General features: G+C 64.6%; 28 protein-coding genes. 6 read left to right on the plus strand and 22 right to left on the minus strand.

The features are described from left to right. Nucleotides 1-8: 8 nt before the first annotated feature. Entirely contained in the window at nucleotides 9-698 is a 690-nt protein-coding gene (gene modB, locus H5J25_RS07615; RefSeq protein WP_202095412.1) for a molybdate ABC transporter permease subunit, read from the plus strand. Further along, nucleotides 688-1,296 carry an ATP-binding cassette domain-containing protein gene (locus H5J25_RS07620; protein WP_202095413.1) on the plus strand — a complete coding sequence of 203 codons (609 nt, stop codon included), beginning with the start codon at nucleotides 688-690 and terminating at the stop codon, nucleotides 1,294-1,296. Before modB ends, H5J25_RS07620 begins: the two co-directional genes overlap by 11 nt. 40 nt (nucleotides 1,297-1,336) lie before the next feature. Here the strand turns inward: H5J25_RS07620 and H5J25_RS07625 are convergent, their stop codons facing one another. Both H5J25_RS07625 and cysS read right to left on the minus strand, forming a co-directional pair. Then, complete coding sequence (locus H5J25_RS07625) at nucleotides 1,337-3,514, minus strand: TonB-dependent receptor (protein ID WP_225883426.1); 2,178 nt, start codon at nucleotides 3,512-3,514, stop codon at nucleotides 1,337-1,339. Nucleotides 3,515-3,690: 176 nt separating this feature from the next. Next, the gene (cysS, locus tag H5J25_RS07630; RefSeq protein ID WP_404829595.1) at nucleotides 3,691-5,193 is read right to left on the minus strand and encodes a cysteine--tRNA ligase; all 1,503 of its coding nucleotides are present in this window, start codon (nucleotides 5,191-5,193) and stop codon (nucleotides 3,691-3,693) included. A gap of 173 nt (nucleotides 5,194-5,366) precedes the next feature. Here cysS and rpsU point away from each other — a divergent pair, with 173 nt between their 5' ends. Both rpsU and H5J25_RS07640 read left to right on the plus strand, forming a co-directional pair. Next, entirely contained in the window at nucleotides 5,367-5,573 is a 207-nt protein-coding gene (rpsU, locus tag H5J25_RS07635) for a 30S ribosomal protein S21 (RefSeq protein ID WP_034160206.1), read from the plus strand. Between the two features lie 108 nt (nucleotides 5,574-5,681). Further along, nucleotides 5,682-6,299 carry an FKBP-type peptidyl-prolyl cis-trans isomerase gene (locus H5J25_RS07640; RefSeq protein ID WP_202095416.1) on the plus strand — a complete coding sequence of 206 codons (618 nt, stop codon included), beginning with the start codon at nucleotides 5,682-5,684 and terminating at the stop codon, nucleotides 6,297-6,299. A gap of 450 nt (nucleotides 6,300-6,749) precedes the next feature. Here H5J25_RS07640 and H5J25_RS07645 read toward each other — a convergent pair whose 3' ends face one another. The 7 genes from H5J25_RS07645 to dut all read right to left on the minus strand — a co-directional run bounded on the left by H5J25_RS07645 (nucleotide 6,750) and on the right by dut (nucleotide 13,630). Next, on the minus strand, nucleotides 6,750-7,079 hold the full coding sequence (locus tag H5J25_RS07645) for a hypothetical protein (protein ID WP_225883427.1): 330 nt from the start codon (nucleotides 7,077-7,079) through the stop codon (nucleotides 6,750-6,752). Then, the gene (locus tag H5J25_RS07650) at nucleotides 7,079-9,277 is read right to left on the minus strand and encodes a S8 family peptidase (protein WP_225883428.1); all 2,199 of its coding nucleotides are present in this window, start codon (nucleotides 9,275-9,277) and stop codon (nucleotides 7,079-7,081) included. The genes H5J25_RS07645 and H5J25_RS07650 overlap by 1 nt, the downstream gene beginning before the upstream one ends. 269 nt (nucleotides 9,278-9,546) lie before the next feature. Then, entirely contained in the window at nucleotides 9,547-10,845 is a 1,299-nt protein-coding gene (gene wecC, locus H5J25_RS07655) for a UDP-N-acetyl-D-mannosamine dehydrogenase (RefSeq protein ID WP_202095417.1), read from the minus strand. After that, nucleotides 10,829-11,968 (minus strand): non-hydrolyzing UDP-N-acetylglucosamine 2-epimerase, encoded by a 1,140-nt coding sequence (wecB, locus tag H5J25_RS07660; protein WP_202095418.1) that lies wholly within the window; start codon nucleotides 11,966-11,968, stop codon nucleotides 10,829-10,831. Before wecB ends, wecC begins: the two co-directional genes overlap by 17 nt. A gap of 62 nt (nucleotides 11,969-12,030) precedes the next feature. Next, on the minus strand, nucleotides 12,031-12,777 hold the full coding sequence (locus tag H5J25_RS07665; RefSeq protein WP_202095419.1) for a HesA/MoeB/ThiF family protein: 747 nt from the start codon (nucleotides 12,775-12,777) through the stop codon (nucleotides 12,031-12,033). Beyond that, nucleotides 12,774-13,136 (minus strand): hypothetical protein, encoded by a 363-nt coding sequence (locus H5J25_RS07670; protein ID WP_202095420.1) that lies wholly within the window; start codon nucleotides 13,134-13,136, stop codon nucleotides 12,774-12,776. Before H5J25_RS07670 ends, H5J25_RS07665 begins: the two co-directional genes overlap by 4 nt. A gap of 47 nt (nucleotides 13,137-13,183) precedes the next feature. Continuing rightward, a complete protein-coding gene (gene dut / locus H5J25_RS07675) occupies nucleotides 13,184-13,630 on the minus strand; it encodes a dUTP diphosphatase (RefSeq protein WP_202095421.1) in 447 nt (148 codons plus the stop codon). 165 nt (nucleotides 13,631-13,795) lie between these two features. Here dut and H5J25_RS07680 point away from each other — a divergent pair, with 165 nt between their 5' ends. Next, the gene (locus H5J25_RS07680) at nucleotides 13,796-13,975 is read left to right on the plus strand and encodes a hypothetical protein (protein WP_202095422.1); all 180 of its coding nucleotides are present in this window, start codon (nucleotides 13,796-13,798) and stop codon (nucleotides 13,973-13,975) included. Nucleotides 13,976-14,096: 121 nt separating this feature from the next. Then, nucleotides 14,097-14,267, plus strand: coding sequence for a CsbD family protein (locus H5J25_RS07685; protein WP_202095423.1), 171 nt, complete (start codon nucleotides 14,097-14,099; stop codon nucleotides 14,265-14,267). Nucleotides 14,268-14,294: 27 nt separating this feature from the next. Here H5J25_RS07685 and H5J25_RS07690 read toward each other — a convergent pair whose 3' ends face one another. The 13 genes from H5J25_RS07690 to H5J25_RS07750 form a co-directional block, all read right to left on the minus strand. Beyond that, the gene (locus H5J25_RS07690; protein ID WP_202095424.1) at nucleotides 14,295-15,944 is read right to left on the minus strand and encodes a thiamine pyrophosphate-binding protein; all 1,650 of its coding nucleotides are present in this window, start codon (nucleotides 15,942-15,944) and stop codon (nucleotides 14,295-14,297) included. A gap of 369 nt (nucleotides 15,945-16,313) precedes the next feature. Further along, entirely contained in the window at nucleotides 16,314-16,646 is a 333-nt protein-coding gene (gene grxD, locus H5J25_RS07695; RefSeq protein WP_202095425.1) for a Grx4 family monothiol glutaredoxin, read from the minus strand. A 10-nt stretch (nucleotides 16,647-16,656) separates the two neighbouring features. Next, nucleotides 16,657-16,890, minus strand: coding sequence for a BolA family protein (locus H5J25_RS07700; protein WP_202095426.1), 234 nt, complete (start codon nucleotides 16,888-16,890; stop codon nucleotides 16,657-16,659). 2 nt (nucleotides 16,891-16,892) lie between these two features. Continuing rightward, complete coding sequence (locus H5J25_RS07705) at nucleotides 16,893-17,216, minus strand: DUF1476 domain-containing protein (RefSeq protein ID WP_202095427.1); 324 nt, start codon at nucleotides 17,214-17,216, stop codon at nucleotides 16,893-16,895. A 130-nt stretch (nucleotides 17,217-17,346) separates the two neighbouring features. Then, a complete protein-coding gene (locus tag H5J25_RS07710; RefSeq protein WP_202095429.1) occupies nucleotides 17,347-18,345 on the minus strand; it encodes an NADPH:quinone oxidoreductase family protein in 999 nt (332 codons plus the stop codon). Next, the gene (gene leuD / locus H5J25_RS07715; RefSeq protein WP_202095431.1) at nucleotides 18,308-18,937 is read right to left on the minus strand and encodes a 3-isopropylmalate dehydratase small subunit; all 630 of its coding nucleotides are present in this window, start codon (nucleotides 18,935-18,937) and stop codon (nucleotides 18,308-18,310) included. The genes H5J25_RS07710 and leuD overlap by 38 nt, the downstream gene beginning before the upstream one ends. Before the next feature lie 167 nt (nucleotides 18,938-19,104). After that, the gene (gene leuC, locus H5J25_RS07720; protein WP_202095433.1) at nucleotides 19,105-20,541 is read right to left on the minus strand and encodes a 3-isopropylmalate dehydratase large subunit; all 1,437 of its coding nucleotides are present in this window, start codon (nucleotides 20,539-20,541) and stop codon (nucleotides 19,105-19,107) included. A 47-nt stretch (nucleotides 20,542-20,588) separates the two neighbouring features. Next, the gene (locus H5J25_RS07725) at nucleotides 20,589-21,542 is read right to left on the minus strand and encodes an NAD-dependent epimerase/dehydratase family protein (protein WP_202096131.1); all 954 of its coding nucleotides are present in this window, start codon (nucleotides 21,540-21,542) and stop codon (nucleotides 20,589-20,591) included. Further along, the gene (locus tag H5J25_RS07730) at nucleotides 21,542-22,228 is read right to left on the minus strand and encodes a glutathione S-transferase family protein (protein WP_202095434.1); all 687 of its coding nucleotides are present in this window, start codon (nucleotides 22,226-22,228) and stop codon (nucleotides 21,542-21,544) included. Before H5J25_RS07730 ends, H5J25_RS07725 begins: the two co-directional genes overlap by 1 nt. A gap of 4 nt (nucleotides 22,229-22,232) precedes the next feature. Then, the gene (locus tag H5J25_RS07735; RefSeq protein ID WP_202095436.1) at nucleotides 22,233-22,883 is read right to left on the minus strand and encodes a CoA transferase subunit B; all 651 of its coding nucleotides are present in this window, start codon (nucleotides 22,881-22,883) and stop codon (nucleotides 22,233-22,235) included. After that, complete coding sequence (locus H5J25_RS07740; protein ID WP_202095438.1) at nucleotides 22,883-23,815, minus strand: HAD family acid phosphatase; 933 nt, start codon at nucleotides 23,813-23,815, stop codon at nucleotides 22,883-22,885. The genes H5J25_RS07735 and H5J25_RS07740 overlap by 1 nt, the downstream gene beginning before the upstream one ends. Further along, nucleotides 23,812-24,519: a CoA transferase subunit A gene (locus H5J25_RS07745; protein WP_202095440.1), complete on the minus strand. Its 708-nt coding sequence runs from the start codon at nucleotides 24,517-24,519 to the stop codon at nucleotides 23,812-23,814. The genes H5J25_RS07740 and H5J25_RS07745 overlap by 4 nt, the downstream gene beginning before the upstream one ends. A gap of 79 nt (nucleotides 24,520-24,598) precedes the next feature. After that, nucleotides 24,599-25,513: an SMP-30/gluconolactonase/LRE family protein gene (locus H5J25_RS07750; protein ID WP_404829596.1), complete on the minus strand. Its 915-nt coding sequence runs from the start codon at nucleotides 25,511-25,513 to the stop codon at nucleotides 24,599-24,601. Nucleotides 25,514-25,555: the final 42 nt, after the last annotated feature.

Genomic DNA, 25,555 nt, shown 5'->3' on the forward strand with positions numbered 1-25,555 from the left:
GGCGCGCGGTGCTGACCCCGGAGGAATGGGGCATCGTCGCGTTGACGCTGCGGGTCGGCGGGGTGGCGTTGCTGGTGACGCTGCCGATCGCCTTTGCGTTGGCCTGGGTGCTGGCGCGGGTCCGCTTTCCGGGCAAGCTGCTGCTCGACGCCGCGGTTCACCTGCCGCTGGTGGTGCCGCCCGTCGTGACCGGGTGGCTGCTGCTGGTCGCTTTCGCACCCTCGGGTCTGGCGGGATCGGCGATCCAGGCGGTGTTCGGGACGAGCGTGCTGTTCCGCTGGACCGGCGCGGCGATCGCATCGGGCGTGATGGCCCTGCCACTGATGGTGCGGGCGATGCGGCTGTCGATCGAGGCGGTGGACCGGCGGTTGGAGAATGCCGCGGCGACGTTGGGCGCGGGGCGGTGGCGTATCTTCGCGACGATCACCTTGCCGCTCAGCCTGCCGGGTGTGCTGGCCGGGGCGGTATTGGGGTTCGCGCGCGGAATCGGGGAATTCGGCGCGACGATCACCTTCGTCGCGAACGTGCCGGGACAGACGCAGACGTTGCCGCTGGCGATCTATAGCGCGTTGCAGCGGCCCGACGGGGAGGCGATGGTGCTGCGGCTGGCGGCGATTTCGGTCGCGCTGTCGCTGGCGGCTTTGGTCGCGTCGGAGATGCTCGCGCGGCGCAGCGGCCGGAGGCTGCATGTCCTTTGATATCTCCGTCTCGAAACGGTTGGGCGACACCCGGATCGCGCTGGACCTCACGGCGGGCGAGGGCGTGACGATCCTGTTCGGGCCGTCCGGGGCGGGCAAGACGAGCGTGCTGAACATGGTCGCCGGGCTGTTGCGGCCCGATGCCGGGACGATCCGCGTGGGCGGCGAGACGCTGTTCGATGCCGCGTTGATGATCGACGTGCCGGTCGAGCGGCGGCGGGCGGGTTACGTCTTTCAGGAGGCGCGGCTTTTCCCGCACCTGAAGGTCCGCGCGAACCTGACCTACGGAGCGGGGGCGAGGGGCCTGGACCACGAGGCGATCGCGTTTCTGGATATCGCACACCTGCTCGACCGGTGGCCGCTTAGCCTGTCCGGTGGCGAAGCGCGGCGCGTGTCGATCGGGCGCGCACTGCTGAGCGACCCGGCATTCCTGTTGCTGGACGAGCCCCTATCGTCGCTGGATGCGGCGCGGCGCGAAGAGATCATTCGGGTGATCGAACACTTGCGCGACGTCGTGCGCCTGCCCGTGCTGATGGTGACCCATGACGCGGGTGAAGCGGAGCGTCTGGGAACGCGCGTCGTACAGATGCCGGGGTGAACAGGCGACGGCCGGAAGGCCGCCGCCTGTGTCGGTCAGGTCAGAACCGGAACTTCACTTCGCCGCCGATGATGCGCGGTTCGTTGACCATGCCGGTCAGATTGTTGAAGTCGATCGCGCTGACCGCCCGGATCTGGTTCGTGATGTTGCGGGCGAACGCCGCGACCTCCAGCCCGGAATCGAACTTGTATCCGCCGCGCAAACCGCCTTCGAGCAGGGATTTTCCGCGGAATTCGGCCGCGGTGTAGAGGAAGTAGTTCACCTTGCTGCGATATGCCCAGTCGGTGAAGGCGAACAGTTCGCCGTCGCCCAGCGGCACGGCGTACCGCACCGTCCAGTTGGCGATCAGGCGCGGAGCCTGTGGCAAATCGTTGCCGTTCAGTATCGCGCGACCAGCCGCGTTCAGCGGGTTGGTGACCGTGCAGCCGCCGCCGCACACCGCGATCGATTGCGAGGGATCGCGGATTTCGGTGAAGTTGTAGCTGAGACCGGCGGTGAGAACGAGCGACGGCATGGGGCGGGCGTTCAGTTCCGCCTCCAGACCGTAACCGACGACCTTGTCGATCGTCAGCAATTGCGCCGAATTGTTGACGCCGCCGACTGCCGTCGCCTGGAAATCCTTCGTCCGGAAGTAATAGCCGGACAGGTCGAAGCGCAGCACGTTGGCGAGCAGTTCGGTCTTGATCCCGCCCTCGCCCGAGATCGTCGTCTGCTTGGGCGCGGTGGTCGGAAAGTCACCGAAGTTGACGCGGTCCGAGATCGACGGGCCGAGATAGCCGGTGGCAAAGCGGGCGTAGAGATTGACCGAAGGATCGATCCGGTAGGTCGCGCCGATATCCCACGAGACGTTGTCACCCTTCGCTTTCGTGCGGATCGGCAAGGGCCTGCCGGGGAAACTCGCGAGACCGCCGACGAAATCGTCCTTGCGATCGTTGGAATAGCGGACGCCGGCGCGCAGGGTCAGGTCGGCGTTCGCGGCATATTCGCCCGAGGCGAACAGGCCGAAATTCTCGTTCTTGTTATCGTGCAGCACGTTCTGCGTGACCGCGCCCGCGCCGTCATAGGCGAGTTCGTCATAGGTCAGCTTCTGGTGGAAGAAATAGGCGCCTACCTGTCCGCGGAATGCGCCCATCTGCGCGGTTTCGAAGCGCAGCTCCTGGCTGAACTCCTTCGGCTTGGTCGTGCCGCCGGTGTTCACGGGGAAGCCACCGACATTGATGTTGCCGAGGGTGCAGCCGGGAATGAAGGCGTAGCAGCTGGCGCCGTCGACATCGCCGGTGCTCTCCACCTTGCCCTTTTCATAGGCGGTGATGGAGTGGAGCGTGCCGACGCCGTCGAACGTGTAGTTGAGCTTCAGATTGGTGCCGAACGAGTTCAGGCTCTGGCTGGTCAGGCCGTCCAGCGCGACCTTCTTGATGTCGAAGCCGGGGACAAAATCGTTGCTGCCCTTCCGGAAGATGCCGGCGCGGAAGACGCGGGGCGAGCCGTCGAGATCGCGTGCATGCACGTTCAGCAGCGCATCGAAATCGCCGCTCTCGTAGCTGAGCAGGACGCGTCCTGCGACGTCGCGATACCCCTCCAGCTTGCGGCTGCCGAGTGTCGTCGTGGCGGTGTTGGTAACCCAGTCGTCACGCCGTTGCAGGATGCCCGAGACGCGCAGGCCGAAGCCGCCGCCCAGCGGGCCGCCGATCGCGGCCTCCGCATTGACGGTGTTGAACGTGGCCCAGGACAGGCTCGCATGGCCCGACAGGACGTCGCCCGGCTTCTGCGAGTCCAGCTTGATCACGCCGGCGGGGGTGTTGCGGCCGAACAACGTGCCTTGCGGCCCGCGCAACACCTGCACGCTGGCGAGATCGAATACGGGGAAGGATTTCAGCATCGGGTTTTCGAGCGCGACGTCGTCATAGACGACGGAGACGGGCTGCGCCGAGGTCGGGTCGAAATCGGTATTGCCGAGGCCGCGGATATAGAAACGCGGGAAAGTGCGGCCGAACGAGGATCCGACCAACAGGCTGGGCGTGCGGCCGGAGAGAAAGCGGATGTCGAGGCCGCTGGAGTTGAGCACGTCGAGCTTTTCGCCCCCGATCACGCTGACGGCGACGGGCACGTCCTTGCTGGCTTCGCTGCGGCGGCTGGCGGTGACGGTGATTTCGTCGGGCGATACCTCCGCCTGTACCGGGTCCGGATCGGCAGCGATCGCGGGCGTGGCTGCACACATGATCGCAAGGACGGAAGCGCCGATGGCAAGGCGACGGGAACGAGCGAACGAACGTGCAGTGTAGACGAGCATCAGTAAAAATCCCCCGGTTCAGTTTCCGGGCATCCGCTCTTCCACGATCGCCGCGTGATCCGGCAATTCGTTACTAAGGCGTATCAGAAGGATCCATTACTCTTCTATAGCGAAAGGCGCCAATCCCAGCCGAGCGGGTCGCCGTCCATCACTTCTACGCCAAGTGTTGCAAGTTCGTCACGAATCGCATCGGACCTGGCGAAGTCCTTCGCCGCACGAGCCTCGCGACGTTCGGCGAGACGGGCTTCGATCTCCGCCTCGTCGATCCCGGCTGATTTGGGGCGAAGGCGGAGATCATGACGTGTCAGTTCTGTTAATCGTAACCCCAGAACAGTGTCCATCATACCGACCGCCTTTAATTTCAAGCCGTCAGGCATTTCGCGGTCACCTAACAGAGCATCTAAAAATGTTAGTGCGCCAACGGTTCCGAGGTCCTTGGACATATAATCATCAAAAAAGAAGAGGCAGTCCTTAGCGTAACTCGGTATTGGAAGAATTTGATCAAGCTGCTGTTGAAACGAGGGCTTTCCACTTAAAAATTCTAGCCATTTATCAAAGTTGTCATCGGGCTTTAATTTCTCGATCATGCCGATTAAGCGCTTCAGCCTAGTTAAAGCCGTCATCAGGTTTTCAAGCGAAAATTCGAGTTCGCTGCGATAATGCGCGCTGAGGCACATCAGGCGATAGGCGAGCGGGTGGACACCGAGATCGATCAGGCTCTGCAACGTCCTGAAACCGCCGCCCGATTTGCTCATCTTGCCCGAGCGTTCGACCAGAAAATTGTTGTGCATCCAGAAGGTCGCGCCGGTATCCGCACAGCCGCAATGCGCCTGGTTCTGCGCGATCTCGTTCGGGTGGTGGATCTCGCGATGATCGATGCCACCGGTATGGATGTCGAAATTCGCACCGAGATACTTCTGGCTCATTACCGAGCATTCGAGATGCCAGCCGGGTGCGCCGCGGCCCCAGGGGGAATCCCATTCCATCTGGCGGTTCTCGCCGGGTTCGCTCTTGCGCCAGATCGCGAAATCCTGCGGGTTGCGCTTGCCCGCGACGGGATCGATCCGGCCTTCGCGATCATCCTCGCGCGTACCGGCGAGGCGACCGTAATCGGGGACGGTGCCGGTATCGAAATACAGGCCGCTGTCGAGTTCGTAGCAATTCGCGGCGATCTTCACGCCGAACGCGATCATCTCCTCGATATGATCGGTGGCGAGCGGGAAGCGGCTCGGCTCGCGGATGTTGAGGTCCTTCAGATTCTGTTTGAAGGCCGTCGTGTAATGCGCGGCGATATCCCAGATGCTCATCGACTGCGCGCGCGCGGCGGCTTCCATCTTGTCGTCGCCCGCATCCGCATCCGACGTCAGGTGGCCGACATCGGTGATGTTGATGATATGGGTGAGCGGATAGCCCTTCCACGTCAGCACGCGGCTGAGCGTGTCGGTGAAGACATAGGCGCGCAGATTGCCGATATGCGCGTAATTGTAGACGGTCGGCCCGCAGGAATAGACTCGCACGTCGGCGGGATCGAGCGGGACGAATGTCTCCAGGCTGCGGCTGAGGCTGTTATAGAGCGTGAGGGGCGTGGCGGTCATGGCGCACGCCATAGCGGGCTGAGGCGGCGGTGCAAACGCCCGCCGCCCCGGGGCAGGCGGCGTAAGCGCCGGGCGTGGGGCACTAATGCTTGAAACCGCCGACGGTCGCTGCTAGGGCGCACGCCTTCCCGGCGCTGGCATCTGTCTGCGACGATAATAGCTATTGATCGGAGCGTCTACACAACATGCAAATCATCGTTCGCGACAACAACGTCGATCAGGCGCTGCGCGCCCTCAAGAAGAAGCTGCAGCGCGAAGGTGTTTATCGCGAGATGAAGTTGCGCCGGCATTACGAGAAGCCGTCGGAAAAGCGTGCACGTGAGCGTGCGGCCGCTGTCCGTCGCGCCCGTAAGCTGGAGCGCAAGCGCCTGGAGCGTGACGGCGCACGGTAAGCCTATCTCCGGTGGTGCGGGTGGCGATCACGCCGCCCGCAGCGCCGTGTTACCGATTTTTCCCGAATACCGACCGGCACTATGCCGTCGATGCGAAAGCAGCCCGACATGTCGACCGTTACCGCAGTTCCGTTGCAGCCGACCAAGCGCGGCGTGATCATGGCCCTGTGGGTGGGATTGGTCGCCGTGATCGGTGCCGCGTTCCTGCTCGCCGCCGCGGCTCCCGGCGATCCGGTCGTCGACTTCCTGGCGAAGAACAAGCGCCAGAAGGGCGTGGTCGAAACGCCATCGGGCCTCCAGTACAAGATCATCGCGCCGGGCGTCGGGCCGAGCCCGACCGATACCGACGTGACGCTCGTCAATTACGAGGGCAAGCTGCCCGACGGTACGACGTTCGACAAGTCGCAGCAGCCGACGCCGATGCCGGTGACCGGCGTCGTTCCGGGCTTCTCCGAAGCGCTGAAGCTGATGAACAAGGGTGCGAAGTACCGCTTCTGGATCAAGCCGACGCTGGGATACGGCGCGCCGCGCCCCGAGGGTGCGCCGCCGATGGATCCGCAGATGGAGAAGCTGGCCAAGAACGTACTGACGTTCGACGTCGAGCTGGTCGAATTCCTGCCGGTCGAAACCGTTCGTCGCATGCAGATGCAGCAGCAGATGATGCAGCAGCAGGGCGGCGCTCCGGGCGGGATGCCGGGCGCGGCAACTCCGGCTCCGGGACAGTAAGACGACTGGCTCTGGCTGGTCGTTTTGACCGGACATAGCCTTTGACCGCGGCTGGATCGGCTACAGTCCGGTCCGGTCACGATGTGGCGCCGCTGTCCTACATGGCCCGGGCCGGGTAGGCTTATCAGCGCTATTTCACATCGCTGGAACACCTGCCCATACTCATCACGGTAAGACGCAGATAGTGTGACCCTAGTGTGACCTTAGTAAACGCTTTTGGCTTGCCGAAGGCTAACGGCCGACCTCGCCTGGTGTCGATCTGCTCCGCTGTTCAGCATTGGACCGCTATTCAGTGCAGAGGGAATTCCAGCGTCAGGGTCTGGTTGATCGATACCGCAGATCATTGATTCGTGAGTGTTTCTAAACGCTTACGGATCTTATCGATGTCGAATTCTGAAACTGGTAACGCGGTGTGCCGTCGCGCTTCGCACGCGTGTTCGTAGGTCGCGATCAGATCGGCGGCCGGGACCTGCCCGCCCCACATCTCTGCCTGGAATGTCTCGACGAGACGCTCGATCGCTTCCTCGCTATCCGCACCAATGGCGGCGCGCTCGTCCTTTCCTTGCCGGCGAGCGACAGGAAGCCGCTATGGTGCAGCACGCTCTCGACGGCATAGTGCACCATGTCGTGCGGGATGATGCCCTGCTTCGGGCACGCGATCGATTCGGTGGTGCCGTCGTCGCGTTCGATGACGAGCGCGTCGTATTTGCCGTCGCGCTTGGTGAATTGAAGTTTTATCCGCCGTTTCCTGACAAATGCTGTCCGCCCGCCAGCCGGCATCAGAAGCCGAGGGCAAAACGGATGGCGCCGCCGCGATCGGCGGGAAGAGCGGCGTAATTGCCGGGCTGCCGACGCCAGAACAGGTTGGTCTGCAGCACGCCGCCGCCCAGCCCGATGCTGTAGCGCGCCTCGATGTCGACTTCCCGGCCATCGGGCGCCAGGTTGAAGCGCTGCGTCAGCCACGCATCGGGTGCGCCGGTCGCATAGTCGTAATTGACCGGCAGGCGCAGGTCGATCCCGCCGCTGGCGACCCGAAGCGGTTGGGCAAGACGCAGCCCGAAGCTGTCGTCGCGGGCGAACAGGCCGTCACGGCCGAGATCGGCAGCGAAGGCCATCGTGCGGATCAGTCCCGAACCTGACAGCCCCCCGCGGACGTCGGCCATCGTCCATCCCTGACGCGTCGATCCGCCGAGATACCAGCCACCGCCGGCATCGAGCCGGGCGACCGCATCGACGAACCAGCTTGTGGCACGGCTCGCACCGAACGCATTGCCGAAATGCGCACCGAGAACGCTGTCGCCTTCACCGAGTCGAGAGAAGGATATGGCGGAAACGAGCGCGCCGTCCTGCCGATCGACCGTCAGCGAACTACGGTCATAGGCCGAGCGCAGGTATGCCGGACGAGCGCCGGGCAGGGGCCCGGTTTCGGCGAAATTCACGACCGTTCCGCTTTCCATCGCGGCGGTGACGCCCCACGAGCCAAGGCGGTTGCGCAACGCCGCGGAACCCTTGATCCGGCCGTCGAAACCCTGTTCGGACAACGGCTCGCGGGCGACCAGGAATGCTGGTTCGCGGCGGCCGGCCAGACGTGCGGACAGCGTGCCGCCGCCCTGTGCGAAACCCATCGCGAATTGCGCGTCGGCGCCGAGGCGCTGGGTGACCAGCCCGGCGACTGGCCGCGCTCGCACGCCGTCCTGACCGGGAAGGAGCGTCCGGTCGTCGGATCGGAACGCGCCGGATCGGGCGGCGAGCGTTACCTCCACTGCCATGTCCTTCGTCGCCGTCGCGATGTTGCGCGTGGTGGATTGCAGCGAGTTGACGAAGCCGCGCGAGAGTCCGGTGCGGTTGACCGTGCGGGCCAGATCGATCGCGAAGGCGCGATCGTATCGATCGAGGATCACCGCACCCAGTACGCCCTGCTTCGCGTCCCCCATTGGCGCGGAAAGCGTCGCGTTCGCGTCGAGCGAGATGGGCATGGCAGCACCCGCCACGGATGCGGTCCCGATCGGCTGGAACGCTCGCGTGAGGTCCAGTATGCCGCCGCCATAGGTCACATCCACTCCGGTCGTTCCGGCGTCGCGCGCGGACGAGAAGAGGATGCTGACGATCTGGCTTCCGCTGAGGTTCGGGAAGGCCTGGGCCAGCAAGGCGACCGCTCCGGAAATCTGTGGTGCGGCAAAGGATGTTCCGGACCACAGGCAGATGCTGCTGTTCTCGCAGGGTGCGCGAACCTGTTCGCCGACTGCCGTCAGGTAATGGCTGGCAGTGTTGCCGGCGCGGTTGCTGAAGGCGGAGATGGTTCCGTTGGTGTTGACGGCCCCTGCGACGATGACGAGGCCGCGCGCGGCGCTGTTATTGGCTATCTGGGCGAAGGCATCCGGATTCACCGCGCCGGCCGGATCGGTGTCGAATTCGTTGCCGGCGGAAATGACGACGATGATCCCCGCCGCCGTCGCGCGATTGATTGCCGCGAGAAGGGTGGCGTTCGCGCCCGAACCGCCCAGCGACATATTGATGACGCGCGCCTTGCTGGTGACGGCAAGGTCCACGCCGCGGGCTATGGCATTGTCGGTGAACGAGCAGTCCGCTTCGGAACCTCCGGTCGCGCAGGTGCCCGGCGTGTCGGCGCGCAGGACGAGCAGCGACGCGTCGAAGGCTACGCCATGGGCGCCGGTGCCGTTCCGTCGGCCGGCCAGCGTGAAAGCGACGGCCGTGCCGTGCCCGTCATCGTCGTCCGTGCCGGTGCCGCCCGCGACATTGGCGGACGCGCTGGAAATGCGGCCGGGAAATTCCTCGCTGCCGGTGTCCAAACCCGTATCGATCACGCCGACGGTGATCCCGGCGCCCGTCGCGTTCCGTTGATAGGCCGCGAGGGCATTCATCGACACCGCGCCAACCGTGGCGCGATATTCGGACGTGTCGTAATTGATCGTGGTCGGCGACGGCGATGGGGCGGGGCTGGGTGCGGGATTGGGCACCGGTGTCGCCGGGGGGCGGCGATCAGAGTCGGCGTACTGTTGACGCCGCCGCCTCCCCCGCCGCCACATGCGGCAAGTGCGAGACACAGCACGAGCGCGCAAGGGGGTAGCGCGACGTTCAGGGAAGCCGGTCGAGTGTCAGCATTGCCGTGCGCAGCGTTCATGATGTCGGACCCGCCCCCTGGAAAATGGCCAAACCCCCGTTGGGCCAGATGTCGTCGTCGTTCTTATCTTTGGTACGGCTATGATCCCATAGCGCAATGTAGCACTCAGACGACGAGCCGTAGCGGTTCCGGTCGGACCACTGACCGTGGTTGATCCGGCCAGATGCCACGCGTGTCGTAGACGAGTTTGTCCGCACGTTCGTCGACCGGAACCGATTTGAACACGTCGTGATCGACCAGCACGATCATGATGCCGCAGCTTTCGATCGCGGTATCGATATCGGTCAGTTTCGCTCCGGTACCGTCGAATTCGCTCGGCAACGCCGCCGCATACGGTTCGACGACATGGATACGATCACCGAATCGGCGCGCGAGTTCGGTCGCGACCTTCAGCGCGGGGCTTTCCCGGAAATCGTCGATGTTCGCCTTGAACGCGAGGCCGAGGCAGGCGACCGGCAGGTTCGGATTGGCCGCGATGAGGTCCGCGGCGCGATCTACGGTATAATCGCACTTCGCGTCGTTCACTTCCCGCGCGGTGCGGATCAGTGGCGTGTTGTCGCGATCGGCATGGACCAGGAACCACGGATCGACCGCGATGCAATGCCCGCCGACGCCGGGGCCGGGCGACAGGATGTTGACGCGCGGGTGGCGATTGGCGAGACGGATCACATCCCAGACATCGACGTCCATCGTATCGGCGACGCGGCTGAGTTCGTTGGCGAAGGCGATGTTGACGTCGCGAAAGGCGTTCTCGGTCAGCTTGGTCATTTCCGCCGCTCGCGACGTGGTGGTGACGCAGGCACCGCGCACGAAGCGACGGTAGAAGCCGAGCGCCTTGCGGGCGCAGCGCGGTGTGATGCCGCCGATGACGCGATCATTGTCGATCAGTTCGACGAGGATCCGCCCCGGCAGGACGCGCTCGGGGCAATAGGCGATCGCGATGTCGGGGATCTCGGTGGTGCGACCGGGGACCTTCAAGTCGGGGCGAAGCTCGGCGAGCAGATCGCGGACCTTTTCGGTCGTACCGACGGGCGAGGTGGATTCCAGAATGACGACGTCGCCGGCCTTGAGCACGGTGGCGATCGTCGTTGCCGCGCGCAGGACATAGCCGATGTTCGGCGCGTGATCGTCGGCGAAGGGCGTGGGCACGGCGATGACGAACACATCGGCGGGTGCGATCTGCATCGACGCGCGCAGATTGCCGCGTGCGACAACGCCGGAGACGAGGCCATCCAGATCGACTTCCTCGATATGGACCTTGCCGGAATTGACCGTGTCCACCACGGACTGGGTGACGTCGATGCCGAGCACCTGCGCGCCGGTGCGGGCGATGACGGCGGCGGTGGGCAGGCCGATATAGCCAAGGCCCACGACCACGACGTTCAGTTCAGCATCCGAAACCATCGGCAATCACCCCTGCAATTCTTGCGGACGCATGGCCGTCGCCGAACGGATTGTGGGCGCGGGCCATGGCCGAATAGGCATCCGTATCGTCCAGGAGAGTTGAAATTTCGGTAACGATGCGGGCGGAATCGGTACCGATCAGCTTCGCGGTGCCCGCGGTCACGCCTTCCGGCCTTTCCGTCGTCTCACGCATGACGAGAACCGGCTTGCCGAGCGCGGGTGCTTCCTCCTGCACGCCGCCGGAATCGGTCAATGCGATGTGGCACAGGCCGAGCGCGCGGACGAAATGCGGGTAATCGAGCGGATCGACGCGGGCGACGTTGGGGCGGTCGCCGAGCATTTCGTCCATTACGGACACCACATTGGGGTTGGGATGGACGGGGAACAGGATCGCGGTATCGGGGCGATCGGCGATCTGCTGGATCGCGCGAGCGATATTGGCCATGCCGTCGCCGAAATTTTCACGCCGATGCGTGGTTACGAGGATGATGCTTTTGTCGGCGAAGCGCGCCGCGATATCGTCCAGGCCTGCGGCAAGTGTCGGATCGGCGGCGAGCTTGGCCTGGGTCGCGTACAATGCGTCGATCACCGTGTTTCCCGTGACGTGGATAGTCGACGGATCGATATTCTCGCGCTTCAGGGCATCCGCGGAGGTTTCGGTCGGGGCGAAATGCTGGTCCGCAATCGGCGCGACGATGCGGCGGTTCACTTCCTCCGGCCAGGGCTGGTATATGTTGCCGGACCGAAGCCCCGCCTCGACATGGCTGACCGGGATCTTGCGGTAATAGGCCGTCAGTGCGCCGACCATAGCGGTCGCCGTGTCGCCCTGCACGATGACGCGATCCGGCTTTTCCCTGTCCATCACCTCGCCAAGTGCCGTCAGGAGTCGGGCGGTGAGGCGGTCGAGGCTCTGGCCCGGCTCCATGATGTCGAGATCCACGTCGGGCGTCAGGCCGGCGATGGACAGCACCTGATCGAGCAACCCGCGATGCTGAGCGGTGACGCAGGTGCGCACGTCGAGGCCGGGCGTTGCCTTCAGCGCAGCGACGACGGGGAAAAGCTTGATCGCTTCCGGACGGGTGCCGAAGACGACGAGGATTTTGCGGGGTGCGGGGGCGGTCATGCCGTACTGGGTAACGGCAATGGTTTAAGGCGGGGCTAACCGCGTCGTATTTCAGAAAGCGTTTATCGGCACGAGCAGCCGGGGTCCTTGGGCAAGGTAATCGTGCGGAAGCGGAAGGCGAGGGCGTCGATGAGCAGCAGCTTGCCGGCGACGTCGTCCCCGAAGCCGGTGATCGCGCGGATCGTTTCCAGCGCGGCGAGGCTGCCGAGCACGCCGGTCATCGCGCCGAGTACGCCCTGATCCGCGCAGCTTGCATCGGCACGGTCGGGATCGTTGCCGACAAAGCAACGGTAGCAGGGTTTGTCCTTTTCCCAGCCGCGAAATGTGGCGAGCTGGCCTTCGAACTGTCCGACCGCGGCGGAGACCAAAGGGATTCGCCCGGCGTGCGCGGCGTCCGCGACCGCGAGCCGGGTGGCGAAGTTATCACAGCCGTCGAGCACGACGTCGGCCCCGGCGATCAGATCGGCGGCATTGGTCGCGTCGATGCGGACGGCATTCATCTCGACATCGACATTGGGGTTGAGCCGGCTGACGGCGATCGCGGCGGCGGCGACCTTGCGCTGGCCGAGATCGTCCGTGCCGAAGATCGTCTGGCGCTGGAGATTGGAGAGATCGACCACATCGTCGTCGATCAGCACGAGACGGCCGACTCCCGCGGCGGCAAGATACTGGATCGCCGGGCTGCCGATGCCGCCGGCTCCGATCACCACCACCCGCGCGGCCTTCAGGCGCGTCTGTCCGCTGCCGCCGATATCCTGCAACACGATGTGACGCGCATAGCGCTCGAGTTCTGTGCTGGAGAGGATCATCCCTGCCAATCGAATACGATGGTGGCGCGATACCATCGGTCGCCTGCCGCGCCGGCGCGGAGGTTGGCGCGCGCGAAGCTGATGACGAGGCCGGCGCCATATTGCTCGACCGTCGGGCACTGGATGGCGCGCGGCACGGTGCGTCGGACAGTGCCGTCGGCATCGACCAAAGTCGCGATGTCGAGTTTGACGACGTAATGGCCATCTGCCGGGCGCGACACCGGGCAGCGTCCCGCGGCGATCTCCCCCGCGACGAAGCCGGACAGGCCGGGCGTCATCTCGGGCGGCTTGATGTAGGGCACCGGCGCCAAGGCTGCCCAGTCGGTCGGGACGTGTCCGGCGACCGGTGGTGGCGGCACCTGGGGCGGCTGCGCAGCCGCTTGCAAAAGAAGTAGTAGATTCAGCATCATCGGCCCGTAGACCCAAATCCTCCGTGTCCGCGGGCGGTATCGTCGAGCGATTCGACCTCGTCCAACGTTGCGCGCTGGACCGGGGCGGGAACGAGTTGGGCGATACGCTCGCCACGCACGACGGCGAACGGTTCCTGCCCGAGGTTCGCGAGTATGACTTTGATCTCCCCGCGATAATCGCTGTCGATCGTGCCGGGCGAGTTGAGGCAGGTGATGCCGAATTTAAGCGCGAGACCGGAACGGGGGCGGACCTGGATCTCGTAGCCGGCGGGTATCGCGACGGCGAAGCCGGTTGCGATCGCGGCACGCTGGCCGGGGGCGAGGGTCATGTCTTCGGCGGCGACGACGTCCATTCCAGCCGCGCCATCAGTGGCATAAGCGGGATGGGGGAGGCCCGCGCCATGCGGCAGGCGTTTGATGGCGATGGCGATCGGCGATGTCATGACGCCCGCTGTACCGGAAGAAACCGTCGGGGCGAAAGGGGCGTGTTCTTTCCCCAGGTAAAGCCAACGTCATGAGGTGGTTACGTGAACGATTTGACATTTGACGTGGTGGTTGAGGGGTCTAGCGTCTGCTCCGGCCCTGTTCGGGGGCTTGGGAGACTGGTTATGCGTTCACTGATCATCGCCGCCACGGCGCTCGCCTTCGTCGCCAGTGCAGCGCCGGCCGTTGCCGCGCCGTGCAAGGATGCGAAGGGCAAGTTCACGAAATGCCCACCCAAACCGACGAAATGCCGTTTGAACGGCAAGTTTGCGAGCTGCAAGACGCCGGGCGCCAAGCCGATGTGATCACGATCGAGGACGGATGGGCCACGCCAAGCCGGAACCGGCGGGTGGCTCCATCCGTTTTTACCCAAGCCCCCAAGGCGACGATTCCCGGCGCTATTGCGGGTGGATGAGGATAAGCGAGATGGGCGAGCTGACCGACAAGATCAAAGGCAACGTCAACGAAGCCGTTGGCAAGGTGAAAGAGCAAAGCGCCGATCCGGCGACCCGCGACGACGGCGCGAGGCAGGAGACGCGCGGCAAGGGCGAGCAGCTGAAAGGCAATTTGAAGGGGATGCTTGGCGACGATATCTGATCGTTAGATCGCCGCCATGACGGCACCTTAGTCGCCGCGAACCTCGCTGAGCGTGGTTCCGGCGGTGATCGCCTCCACATCCGTCTTGAGGTGGAGCAGCCGGACACCGGTTTGAGTCATCGCCCGGTCGAGTGCCGGTTCGAACTGCGCCGTGCTTTCGATCGTCTCGGCCCAGCAGCCGTAAGCCCTTGCGAGCGCGGCGAAGTCCGGATTGTGCAGGCGGGTGCCAGTGACGCGTCCGGGGAATTCGCGTTCCTGATGCATGCGGATCGTGCCGTACCAGCCATTGTCTACGACAAGTACGAGCATGTTCGCACCGTGGGCGACGGCGGTGGCGATTTCCTGACCGTTCATCAGGAAGCAGCCGTCCCCTGCGAGCGCCACGACCATGCGGTCGGGAAAGCGCAAGGCTGCGGCCGTGGCGGCGGGCACCCCATAGCCCATCGCTCCGGCGGTCGGAGCCAGCTGGCTAGGTTGGCTGGCGTAGTGCCAATACCGGTGCCACCAGCCCGAATAATTTCCGGCGCCGTTGCAGATGATGCTGTCGGCAGGGAGCTTTTCGCGCATCGCTGCGACGCAGGGGCCAAGATCGAGCGCAAGATCGCGCGGGGCGGGCGTGGACCATTCGAGATAGTCGGCATGCGCCTCAGCACCCGCCGGGATCGGCGTGTCCTCGGCACCGAGCAACTCCATCAGATTCGCGAACCGTTCGACATCGGCACAGATGGCAAGATCGGCGCGGAACGTGCTGTTCAGTTCCTCCGGGTCGGGATGGACGTGGATCAGCGACTGACCGGGATGGTCGGGCGTTATCAAGGTATAGCCATCGGTCGTCGCTTCCCCGAGGCGCGCACCAAGCACGATCAACAGGTCGGCGTCCCGGATACGCGCGACGAGCTTCGGATTGGGACCGTAACCGAGATTGCCGGCATAGGCGGAGCAAGCGTTCGCAATCGCATCCTGACGCCGGAACGCTGCCGCCAGAGGGACGCCTGACGAGGCACCGAACGCCTCGACCGCAGCGGCGGTGTGCGGCGACCATCCTGCGCCGCCGATGATCGCGACTGGGCGCTTCGCCGCCTTCAACATATCGTTCGCGGTGCTGGCCGCTTCGACCAAAGCGTCCTGTTCGACACGAGCAACGCGGGGGCGGTCGATCGCCTCGACCGCTTCGAGCAGCATGTCCTCCGGCAAGGCGAGCACGACCGGGCCGGGCCGTCCGTTCATCGCGGTGGCATAGGCCCGCGCGACATATTCGGGAATGCGGCGCGCATCGTTGATCTTCGCCGCCCATTTGCATAGCGGCCCGAACATCGCTGCGAAATCGATTTCCTGGAATGCCTCGCGGTCCTTCGTGCCGCGATCGACGTCGCCGATGAACAGGATCATCGGTTGACTGTCCTGACGCGCGACATGGACGCCGATCGAGGCGTTGGTCGCGCCGGGACCGCGCGTGACGAAGGCGATGCCGGGACGGCCCGTCAAGGCGCCGTCCGCGCATGCCATGAACCCGACGCCGCCTTCCTGCCGGCAGACGACGAGATCGATTTCCGGCGTGTCGTGCAGGGCGTCCAGCACCGCGAGGAAGCTTTCGCCGGGAACGGTGAAGATACGATCGCAACCCTGCGAGACGAGCTGATCGACCAGGATGCGGCCGCCGGTACGTTTTTCGGTCATGCCCGCTGGTCTAGCGCCGGTCGTGAATGCTGAACAGGGGGGCGGAGTGTCGGGATTCCTGACAATTTTCGCTGCCGGAAATTTTCGTTTACCATCGCGTGGTGCGGAAATACGTGGGCGCTGGAAAGTGGCACGCGCTGTGCTACACTACAGGCAGCCGAGCGTTTCCACGCTTCAGCAGGGCGGGCCGCGGAGAATGTTCCGCTGGCCCGCCCGCACCCGGCTTTTTCCTTGGATCACGTCGCGGACCGATCGTCCCGCTAACCGGTTTCTCGACTTCGCTCGAAACGAACGGGGGAGTTATGGCGCGAAAACGAACGGAGGGGCATAGCCCGAGACGGACGGGGAGTGCGGCTCCCCGCCCAGGCATTACGCGGCGCGGACGACGCCTTCGTCTTCGAACAGCTTGGCGAGTTCGCCCGATCTGTACATTTCCATCATGATGTCCGAACCGCCGACGAATTCGCCCTTCACGTACAGCTGCGGAATGGTCGGCCAGTCGGAGAATTCCTTGATCCCCTGACGGATGCCCTGATCCTGCAACACATCGACGCTATCGAATTCGGCGTTGAGGTGGTTAAGGATGGCGATCGCGCGGCTGCTGAAACCACATTGCGGGAAAAGCGGGCTGCCCTTCATGAACAGCAAGACGTCGTTCTTCGCGACCAGATCGGCAATGCGGGCCTGTGTATCGTCAGTCATCTTCGTGTCCTTACTCGGGTACGGCAGTGGTCAATTGCAGGGCGTGCAGCACGCCGCCCATCCGGCCCCCCAAGGCCGCATAGACCGCCTGGTGCTGCTTGATACGGGGAAGCCCGCGGAAACTTTCGGATACGACACGGGCGGCGTAATGATCGCCATCGCCCGCCAGATCGGTGATCTCGACGCGCGCGCCGGGAATGCCGCCGACGATCAACGCCTCGATCTCGTCCGCTGCCATCGCCATGATTATTCCGCCTGCATCAACTGACGGCGCGCCTCGACCGTATGATCCTCGATCGCGCGACGGACGACGCTTTCGTCGACCTCTACGCCGGCGGCAGTCAGATCGCTGACCAGCTTGCGGATCACGTCCTCGTCACCGGCTTCTTCGAAATCGGCCTGAACGACGGCCTTCGCATAGGCGTCTGTCTCTTCGGCGGTCAGCTTCATCTTCTCGGCGGCCCATTGCCCGAGCAACCGGTTACGACGCACGGTGACGCGGAACTGCATTTCCTCGTCACGGGCATATTTGGTTTCGAATGCGCGCTCGCGGTCGTCGAACGTGGTCATGTGGCTCTTCCCCTCGGGCCTTGTCTATCGTCCGATGAGATAGGGCGGGCAGGGCGGACGCGCAACCTGCGGGTGGGGAGGGCGGTCCCGACCGTCATCGCGTGATGACGGCCGGGCTATCATGGTCGGCTCAGCCGACTTCGACCACGAGTTTCCCGATCGCGGCGCGGGCGGCCATCTTGGCGATCGCCTTGCCGCCATCCTCGAACGCGAAGGTTTCGGTGACGCGCGGCGCGATCTTGCCGTCTTTCCACAGGTCGAACAGGCGTGCGACATGCGCAGCATTCGCCTTCGGATCGCGCGCGGCGAACGCGCCCCAGAACACGCCGCAGACGTCGCAGGACTTCAGCAGGGTCAGGTTGAGCGGCAGCTTCGGGATGCCGGCAGGGAAGCCGACGACCAGATAGCGGCCTTCCCAGCCGATCGAGCGGAGCGCGGGTTCGGCATAGTCGCCGCCCACCGGATCGTAGATCACGTCATAGCCCGCCTTGCCGCCAGCCGCCTTGAACTGTTCGGCGAGCGCCTTGGACTGATCACGGTCGAACGGCGCGCGGGCGTAGACGATGGTTTCGTCGGCGCCGCCGTCCTTCGCGACCGCCGCCTTTTCGTCCGACGAGACGGCCGCCACGACGCGCGCGCCGAACGCCTTGCCGAGTTCGATCGCGGCAAGCCCGACGCCGCCCGCCGCACCGAGCACGAGCAGCGTCTGTCCCTCAGTGATGTGACCGCGATCGAGCAAGGCGTGGATCGTCGTGCCGTACGTCAGGATCAGGGCCGCGCCCTCGGCGAAGCTTCGGCCTTCGGGCAGCGCATACAGCTTGGACGCATCGACCACGACCTTTTCGACCAGCCCGCCATGACCGACCATGCCGATCACGCGGTCACCGATTTGCCATTCGGTCACGCCGTCGCCGACGCTTTCGACCAGGCCGGCGATTTCACCGCCGGGTGCGAACGGGCGCGCCGGTTTGAACTGGTACTTGTCCTCGATGATCAGGACGTCGGGATAGTTGATCGAACAGGCCTTCACGGCCACCACGACCTGACCCGGACCGGCGACCGGATCGGGCAGTTCGTCCATCACTAGTGTTTCAGGTCCGCCCGGCGCTGTCGACAGAAGTGCTCGCATGTGCCCGTTCTCCGCTCATCCACGGCCGGTGTTCGTTTACCCCGGCTTCGTATTTCGAAATCTGGGTATCCCTTGCCAGCGTCAGGCCGATCTCGTCCAGCCCTTCCATGAGGCACTGGCGACGGAAGGCATCGAGTTCGAAGGTGAAGCGATCCTGATAGGGGGTGGTGACGGTCATCGTCTCGAGATCGACGGTGACCGTATCGGTCTGCGCGACCTCGACCAGTCGATCGATCGCCTCTTGCGGCAGGACGACCGGAATGATTCCGTTCTTGAACGCGTTACCGGAAAAGATATCCGAGAAACTGGGCGCCAGCACCGCGACGATACCCATGTCGGCCAGCGCCCAGGCGGCGTGTTCACGGCTGGACCCGCAACCGAAATTGTCGCCCGCGATCAGGATCGGTGCGCCGGCATAACGCGGATCGTCGAAGATATTCCCCTCGACCGCGCGAACCGTTTCGAACGCGCCCTTGCCGAGGCCGGAGCGGGTGATCGTCTTCAGCCAATGCGCCGGGATGATCACGTCCGTGTCGATATTCTTCGCGCCCCACGGATAGGCGCGGCCGGAAACCTGTTTGACGGGGTTCATCTGGAGGCCTCTCGGACGGCGACCGGCACTTCCGGCCAGACTGTTATCGGGTTGCGGAAACCCTGGGCGCGGGAAGGGTGCGCGCGGTCGCGGCATAGGCGGCGATACCGCTGATCACGGTGCCGACGACGAGCAGAGCCAGAACGCGCTTCATTTTGATGCCCCCATTATGCCGCGCCCATCAGGTCGCGGACATCGCTTAACCGCCCGGTCACGGCCGCCGCGGCCGCCATTGCGGGCGATACCAGATGCGTACGTGCGCCCGGACCCTGGCGTCCTACGAAGTTCCGGTTGGAAGTGGAAGCGCATCTGAGGCCGGGCGGTACTTTATCGGGGTTCATCGCGAGGCACATCGAACAGCCGGGTTCGCGCCATTCGAAGCCGGCGGCAACGAAGATGCGGTCCAGCCCCTCCGCCTCCGCCTGTCGCTTGACGAGGCCGGAACCGGGTACGACCAGCGCACGGACGCCGTCGGCGACGGAGCGACCGTTGGCGACGGCGGCGGCGGCGCGCATATCCTCGATCCGGCTGTTGGTGCAGCTGCCGATGAAGACGTAGTCGACCCCGATATCCTGCATCGCGGTGCCCGGCGTCAGGCCCATGTAATCGAGCGACTTCTGTGCCGCGACGCGCTTCGCGGGATCGGCGAAGCTTTCCGGATCGGGGACGTGGCCGGTAATCGACACGACGTCCTCCGGGCTGGTGCCCCACGTCAACGCCGGAGCGATATCAGAGCCGTTGAGCGTGACGGTGCGATCGTAGGTCGCGTTCGCATCGCTCGGCAGCGTCTTCCAATAGGCGACGGCCTTGTCCCAGTCGGCGCCCTTCGGGGCCATCGGGCGTCCCCTGGTATAGTCGAACGTCGTCTGGTCGGGCGCGATCAGGCCGGCGCGGGCGCCGCCCTCGATCGACATGTTGGCGATCGTCAGGCGACCCTCGATCGACAGCGCGCGGATGACTTCACCCGTGAATTCGATGACATAACCGGTGCCGCCCGCCGCGCCGATCTTGCCGATGATGCTGAGGATGACGTCCTTCGCCGACACGCCGAAGCCGAGCGTGCCATCGACGCGTACTTCCATCGTCTTCGATTGACCGAGCAGCAACGTCTGCGTCGCGAGAACATGTTCGACCTCGCTGGTGCCGATGCCGAAGGCCAGCGCGCCGAGTGCGCCGTGCGCCGAGGTGTGGCTGTCGCCGCAAACCAGGGTCGTGCCGGGGAGGGTGAAGCCCTGTTCCGGGCCTACGACGTGGACGATACCCTGATTGATCGAAATGGCGTCGATATAGTCGATGCCGAACTCGCTCGTGTTACGCCGCAGTGCGTCGAGTTGCGCGGCGCTTTCGCGGTCGGCGATCGGCAGTTCGCGGCCCTGTTCGTCGACGCGCGCGCTGGTCGGTAGATTGTGGTCCGGTACGGCGAGCGTGAGATCGGGGCGGCGGACCTTGCGATCGGTGACACGCAGGCCTTCGAACGCCTGAGGACTGGTCACTTCGTGGACGAGATGGCGATCGATATAGATCAGGCAGGTGCCATCGTCGCGACGCTCCACGACATGGTCTGCCCAGATCTTTTCGTACAAGGTGAGTGGTCGGCTGGCCATAATGTAACGCGCTTTACGCTTATTGCGCGTGCTCGCAAGGCTTGGCGCTAATGGCTTTCCTTTGGCGAGACATAGGAGGGATCATGCGCCACAGGTGAAGTCCGGCCCTCCCGAAGTGCTCTCAAGACCTCTGCGAAGTCTGTCTGGCAGCGGAAACCGAGCACGCGATCGGCAAGACCGGCGTCGTAAATGCGGTCGATGCTGGCAGGCAGCGACCAGCCCACGCGGGCGTATAGCTCCCGCGCATCGGGATACAGGCGGGCGATGACGGCGGGGGCGTCGCGCTTGAGGTCTGCGACATCTGTGCGCGTAAAGGGCGTCGGCGCGGAGACGATGAACGTGCCGAAGCCGATTTCCGGCGCACGGGCGAGCGCGACGACATGCGCTTCCACGGCATCCTCGACGGTCAGGCGGCGGTGCAGCAGTTCGTTGGCCTTCATATTCTCGCCGGACAGGGCGCGATGCGTATCGTCGTCCTCCGGGAAGAAGCGGGAGGTTCGCAAGATCACGATTGGCATGCCGTGTTCGGCATGGATCAAGCGGCAGATATGCTCGGCGGACAGTTTCGTTATGCCGTAGATGTTACGCGGTTCGAGCGGAGCCATATCCTCGTCGATCCAGACCGCCGTGTCGCCGCGGGCTTCACGGATCGCGGTGGAGATCATCAAGGATGTGGTCGAGGTGAAGACGAAGCGGGACGCATTCGCTGCGACCGCGGCCTCCAGCAGGTTGAGCGTGCCGCTCGTGTTGACGTCGATAAAGGCCTGGCGCGGATAGCGGACGATGTAGGGCTTGTGCAGCGCACCGGCATGGACGACGGCATCGATACCGTGATCGTCGAACGTCCGATCGACCAGTGTGCGGTCGGCAACGGACCCGATGATGCGGGTGTGCGGGCCGGGGGCGACGTCCAGCCCGATGACGGTGTGACCTTCCGCATGCAGGCGAGGTGCGAGGTAGCGTCCTAGCCAACCGCTGGATCCGGTCAGCAGTACGCGCATCATTCCGCCCGGTAATCGGCCGTGATCGTGCCGGCCGCGGCGAGTTCCGTCTCATGCTCGGCCTCGCGCCACGTCTCGGTGAGCGCGGCGGCTTCCCAATCGCGCATTGCCGGATGCTGAAGGATGTGCGCGACCCAGGCGGCGCCCGCCGGACCGACGTCGAGGCCGTAGGTGCGGACGCGGAAGGCGACGGGTGCGTAAAAGGCGTCGACCGCGCTGAATTCTGGGCCGGCGAGCCAGGGGCCACCAAAGCGGTCGACCCCCTCCGCCCACAGTTCCGCCAGTCGCGCGATGTTGCGTCCGAGCGCGGCAGAGGCGGGCTTCGGCGTGACGCGAACGCCGACGTTCATCGTGCAATCGTTGCGCAGCGCGGAGAAGCCGCCATGCATCTCCGCCGTCGCGCTCATCGCCCAGGCGCGCGCGGCTTCGTCCTTCGGCCAGACGCCCTCGAACCGCTCGGCGAGATACAGCGCGATGCCGAGCGAGTCCCAGATCGTGCGATCGCCGTCGATCAGGACGGGAACCTGTCCGGTCGGCGAGAAGGCGCGAAACGCTTCGAAATTGTCCGCCGCCGCGAACGGCTCGATCCGATCGTCGAACGGGATGCCCAGCGCCTTCATCAACAGCCACGGCCGCAGCGACCAACTGCTGTAATTGCGGTTCGCGGTGATCAGGGTGAAGGGCATGGCGTCAGCTGACGTAATGCGCCGTCGTGCGGGCGGCGACGTCTTCCGGGGTGATGCCGGGCGCGCATTCGATCAGCCTGAAGGGACTCTCGTGATCGGGGCGCTGGAAGACGCAGAGTTCGGTGATGATCATGTCCACGACGTTCTTGCCGGTCAGCGGCAGGGTGCATTCGGGAATGAACTTCGGATCACCCGCCTTGGAGTTTTGCTCCATCACGACGATGATCTTCTTCACGCCGGCGACCAGGTCCATCGCGCCGCCCATGCCCTTGATCATCTTGCCCGGGATCATCCAGTTGGCGATGTCGCCCTTCTCGCTGATCTCCATCGCGCCGAGGACGGTCAGGTCGATATGCCCGCCGCGGATCATCGCGAAGCTCTGGTCGGACCCGAAATAAGCGGACTGGGGCAGTTCGCTGATCGTCTGCTTGCCGGCGTTGATCAGGTCGGCATCCTCCTCGCCTTCATACGGGAAGGGGCCGATGCCGAGCATGCCGTTTTCGGACTGGAGCGTGACGGTGACGCCCTCCGGAATATGGTTTGCGACGAGCGTCGGGATGCCGATGCCGAGATTGACGTAGAAACCGTCCTGCAATTCCTGCGCCGCACGGGCGGCCATCTGGTCGCGGGTCCAGCCGGTCTTTTCGTCGGACATCACTTCTTCTCCTGGGCGGTATCGGCGGGCGTATCGGGCCACCGTACGGAAACTGGGAACACGTCCTGCGCGGTGCCCTTCAGCGCCGATCCGTAAACGGGATTGGGAAAGACGAACCAGCCGGCGCCCCAAAGGTCGGCGATGCCGGGAAGGTCGGCCAGCGCACGGCGATCCTGCGGCTTGCGGCCGGTGTTAAAGAGATCGCTAAAGTCGCCCAACTGGTCGCCGCCCATCGCAACGACACAGTAGTGCGCCGCGACTGCTGCGCGACGGGCATCCTTTTTCTTTTGGTCCTCGCCGGTGCCTTCGGCGAGATACAGCGTCTGATCCGCCCAGCGTGTGGGGTCGGACTGGTAATCGGCGGTGCCGAGCCCGGCCTGCTCGATCGCGATCTTGCTGCGATCCGCGAAAGCGGTCAGGCGGTTGGAATTGAAGATCACGCGGACGCCTATCGCGCGAAGCTGGTTCAAAGCGGCGACCGCACCCGGCGTAGCGACGGGTTTATTGGTGCCGTGATATTCCCATTCCTGCCAGCGTTTGTCGCTGTATGGCGCGCCCATTGCAGCATCATATTCAAAGCCGGCGTTAAGCAGTACGGTTTCGTCAACGTCGAAGATCACCGCTTGCGGACGTTTGCCGCAATCCGACCAGCGCGGTGCGTCGAGCGACGCGCCATCCGCGAGGACGACCGAGCGCGGATTGCGCCGGTTCGCGCGGACGTAATCGACCAGACCCCGCCAGATCGCCCGAGTGTTCGCTGCGGCCTCTCCCGATCCGTACAGATACTGCATCGGTGCGGGCGCCGGGATGCCGGGCGACGGCCGCGGCAAATCGGGAACCGCAATCGGCGCGGCTTGCGCCGCGGTCCGGGCAGACGCTGTCGACCCACACGCCAGCGCGAGCGCAGCCGTCAGGATGGCGGTGCGGCTCATGCCTCGGCGCGGGTCCGGGTCATGCGGAATTCGATCTTCTTGTCGTACGGGCCGCCCATGACGAGCCGGTTCACATAGACCCCGGGCAGGTGGATGCAGTCCGGATCGAGGCTGCCGACGGGCACGATCTCCTCGACTTCGGCGACGCAGATTTTGCCCGCGGTGGCCATCGGCGCATTGAAGTTGCGCGCCGTCTTGCGGAAGATGAGGTTGCCGCTTTCGTCCGCTTTCCAGCCCTTGATGATCGCAAGATCGGCGCGGATGCCGCGTTCCAGGATATAGTCCTCTCCGTCGAAGGTCTTCACCTCCTTGCCATCGGCAACGAGCGTACCGACGCCCGTCTTGGTGTAGAATCCGGGGATGCCTGCGCCGCCCGCGCGGCAGCGTTCGGCGAGCGTGCCTTGCGGGCAGAATTCGACCTCGAGTTCGCCGGACAGATATTGCCGCTCGAACTCCTTGTTCTCGCCGACATAGGACGAGATCATCTTCTTCACCTGACGCGTGCGGAGCAGCTTGCCCAGACCTTCTCCGTCGATGCCGGCATTGTTGCTGGCGATCGTCAGGTCCTTCGTCCCCGCTGCCTGGATCGCATCGATCAGGCGTTCGGGAATGCCGCTGAGGCCGAACCCGCCCGCGCAGATCGTCATGCCGTCGAACAGGACGCCGTCGAGCGCGGCGGCGGCATCGGGATAGAGCTTCTTCATCGGCGCGAGACTCCGGGAGGATGTTGCCAGCGCGGATAGCCACGCGGGGCGGGGCTGGTCAATGCGCGTCGGTCGAAGGTCAGTGGTTCAGCTTCAACCCAGGGCGCGGCCAGTCCATGCTGACCAGCTGCCCGGTGCCGGATAGCGTGATATAAGCGGTGCGCAGATCCGGGCCGCCCCAACAGATATTTGTCGTGAAGGGATCGGGCGTCGCGACGAAGTCGACCAACTCGCCGGTGGGCGAGATGACTGAAATGCCGCTTTCCCCGATCGTCGCGACGCAGATGTTGCCGGCGGAGTCCACGCCCAGCGAGTCGAAGAACTTGTACCCGGCGGGCCGATAGAGCGGGATGCCCGCGCCACCCAGGCCCGCGGTCTGATCGACCTTGCCCGGCGCGGTGACGCGGAACGCCATCAGCCGGCAGGTATAGGTCTCGGCGGCGTACAGCGTGTTGCCGTCGGGCGAGAGGCCGATGCCGTTGGGGTTCTCGCTGGGGAAAACGACTTCTTGCAGGAAGCTGCCATCGGCCTTGGCGTAGAAGATGCCGGTGACGTCGCGTTCGCGCTGGCGGGTCTTGCCGTGATCGGTGAACCAGAAGCCGCCATGCGCATCGAACACGATGTCGTTCGGACCGCGCAGAGTGCAGCCGAAATCACCGTCCTTGTACAAGGTTTCGATCGCGCCCGTTTCCAGATCGATCCGCTCGATCCGGCCACCGGAATAGTCCCGTGCCTGCCCGTGCGGGATCAGCAGGCCGTTCCGGTCGAGATATTCGAAGCCGCCATTGTTGCAGCAGTACAACTTGCCATCCGGTCCGATCGCGAGGCCGTTGGGTCCACCGCCCGGTTCGGCAACAATCTGCTTCCCGCCATCGGGCAGGATGCGGGTGATGCGGCCCGCCGCGATCTCCACGAGGATGATGCTGCCGTCCGGCATCGCTACCGGGCCTTCGGGAAAACGCAGGCCGGTGGCGATCGTGGTCAACTGGTTCATCGAGCTCTCCTGTTTTTCCCGCAGTCTATGCGACGCGATCAT

Source organism: Sphingomonas aliaeris, assembly GCF_016743815.1.
Classification (GTDB): Bacteria; Pseudomonadota; Alphaproteobacteria; order Sphingomonadales; family Sphingomonadaceae; genus Sphingomonas; species Sphingomonas aliaeris.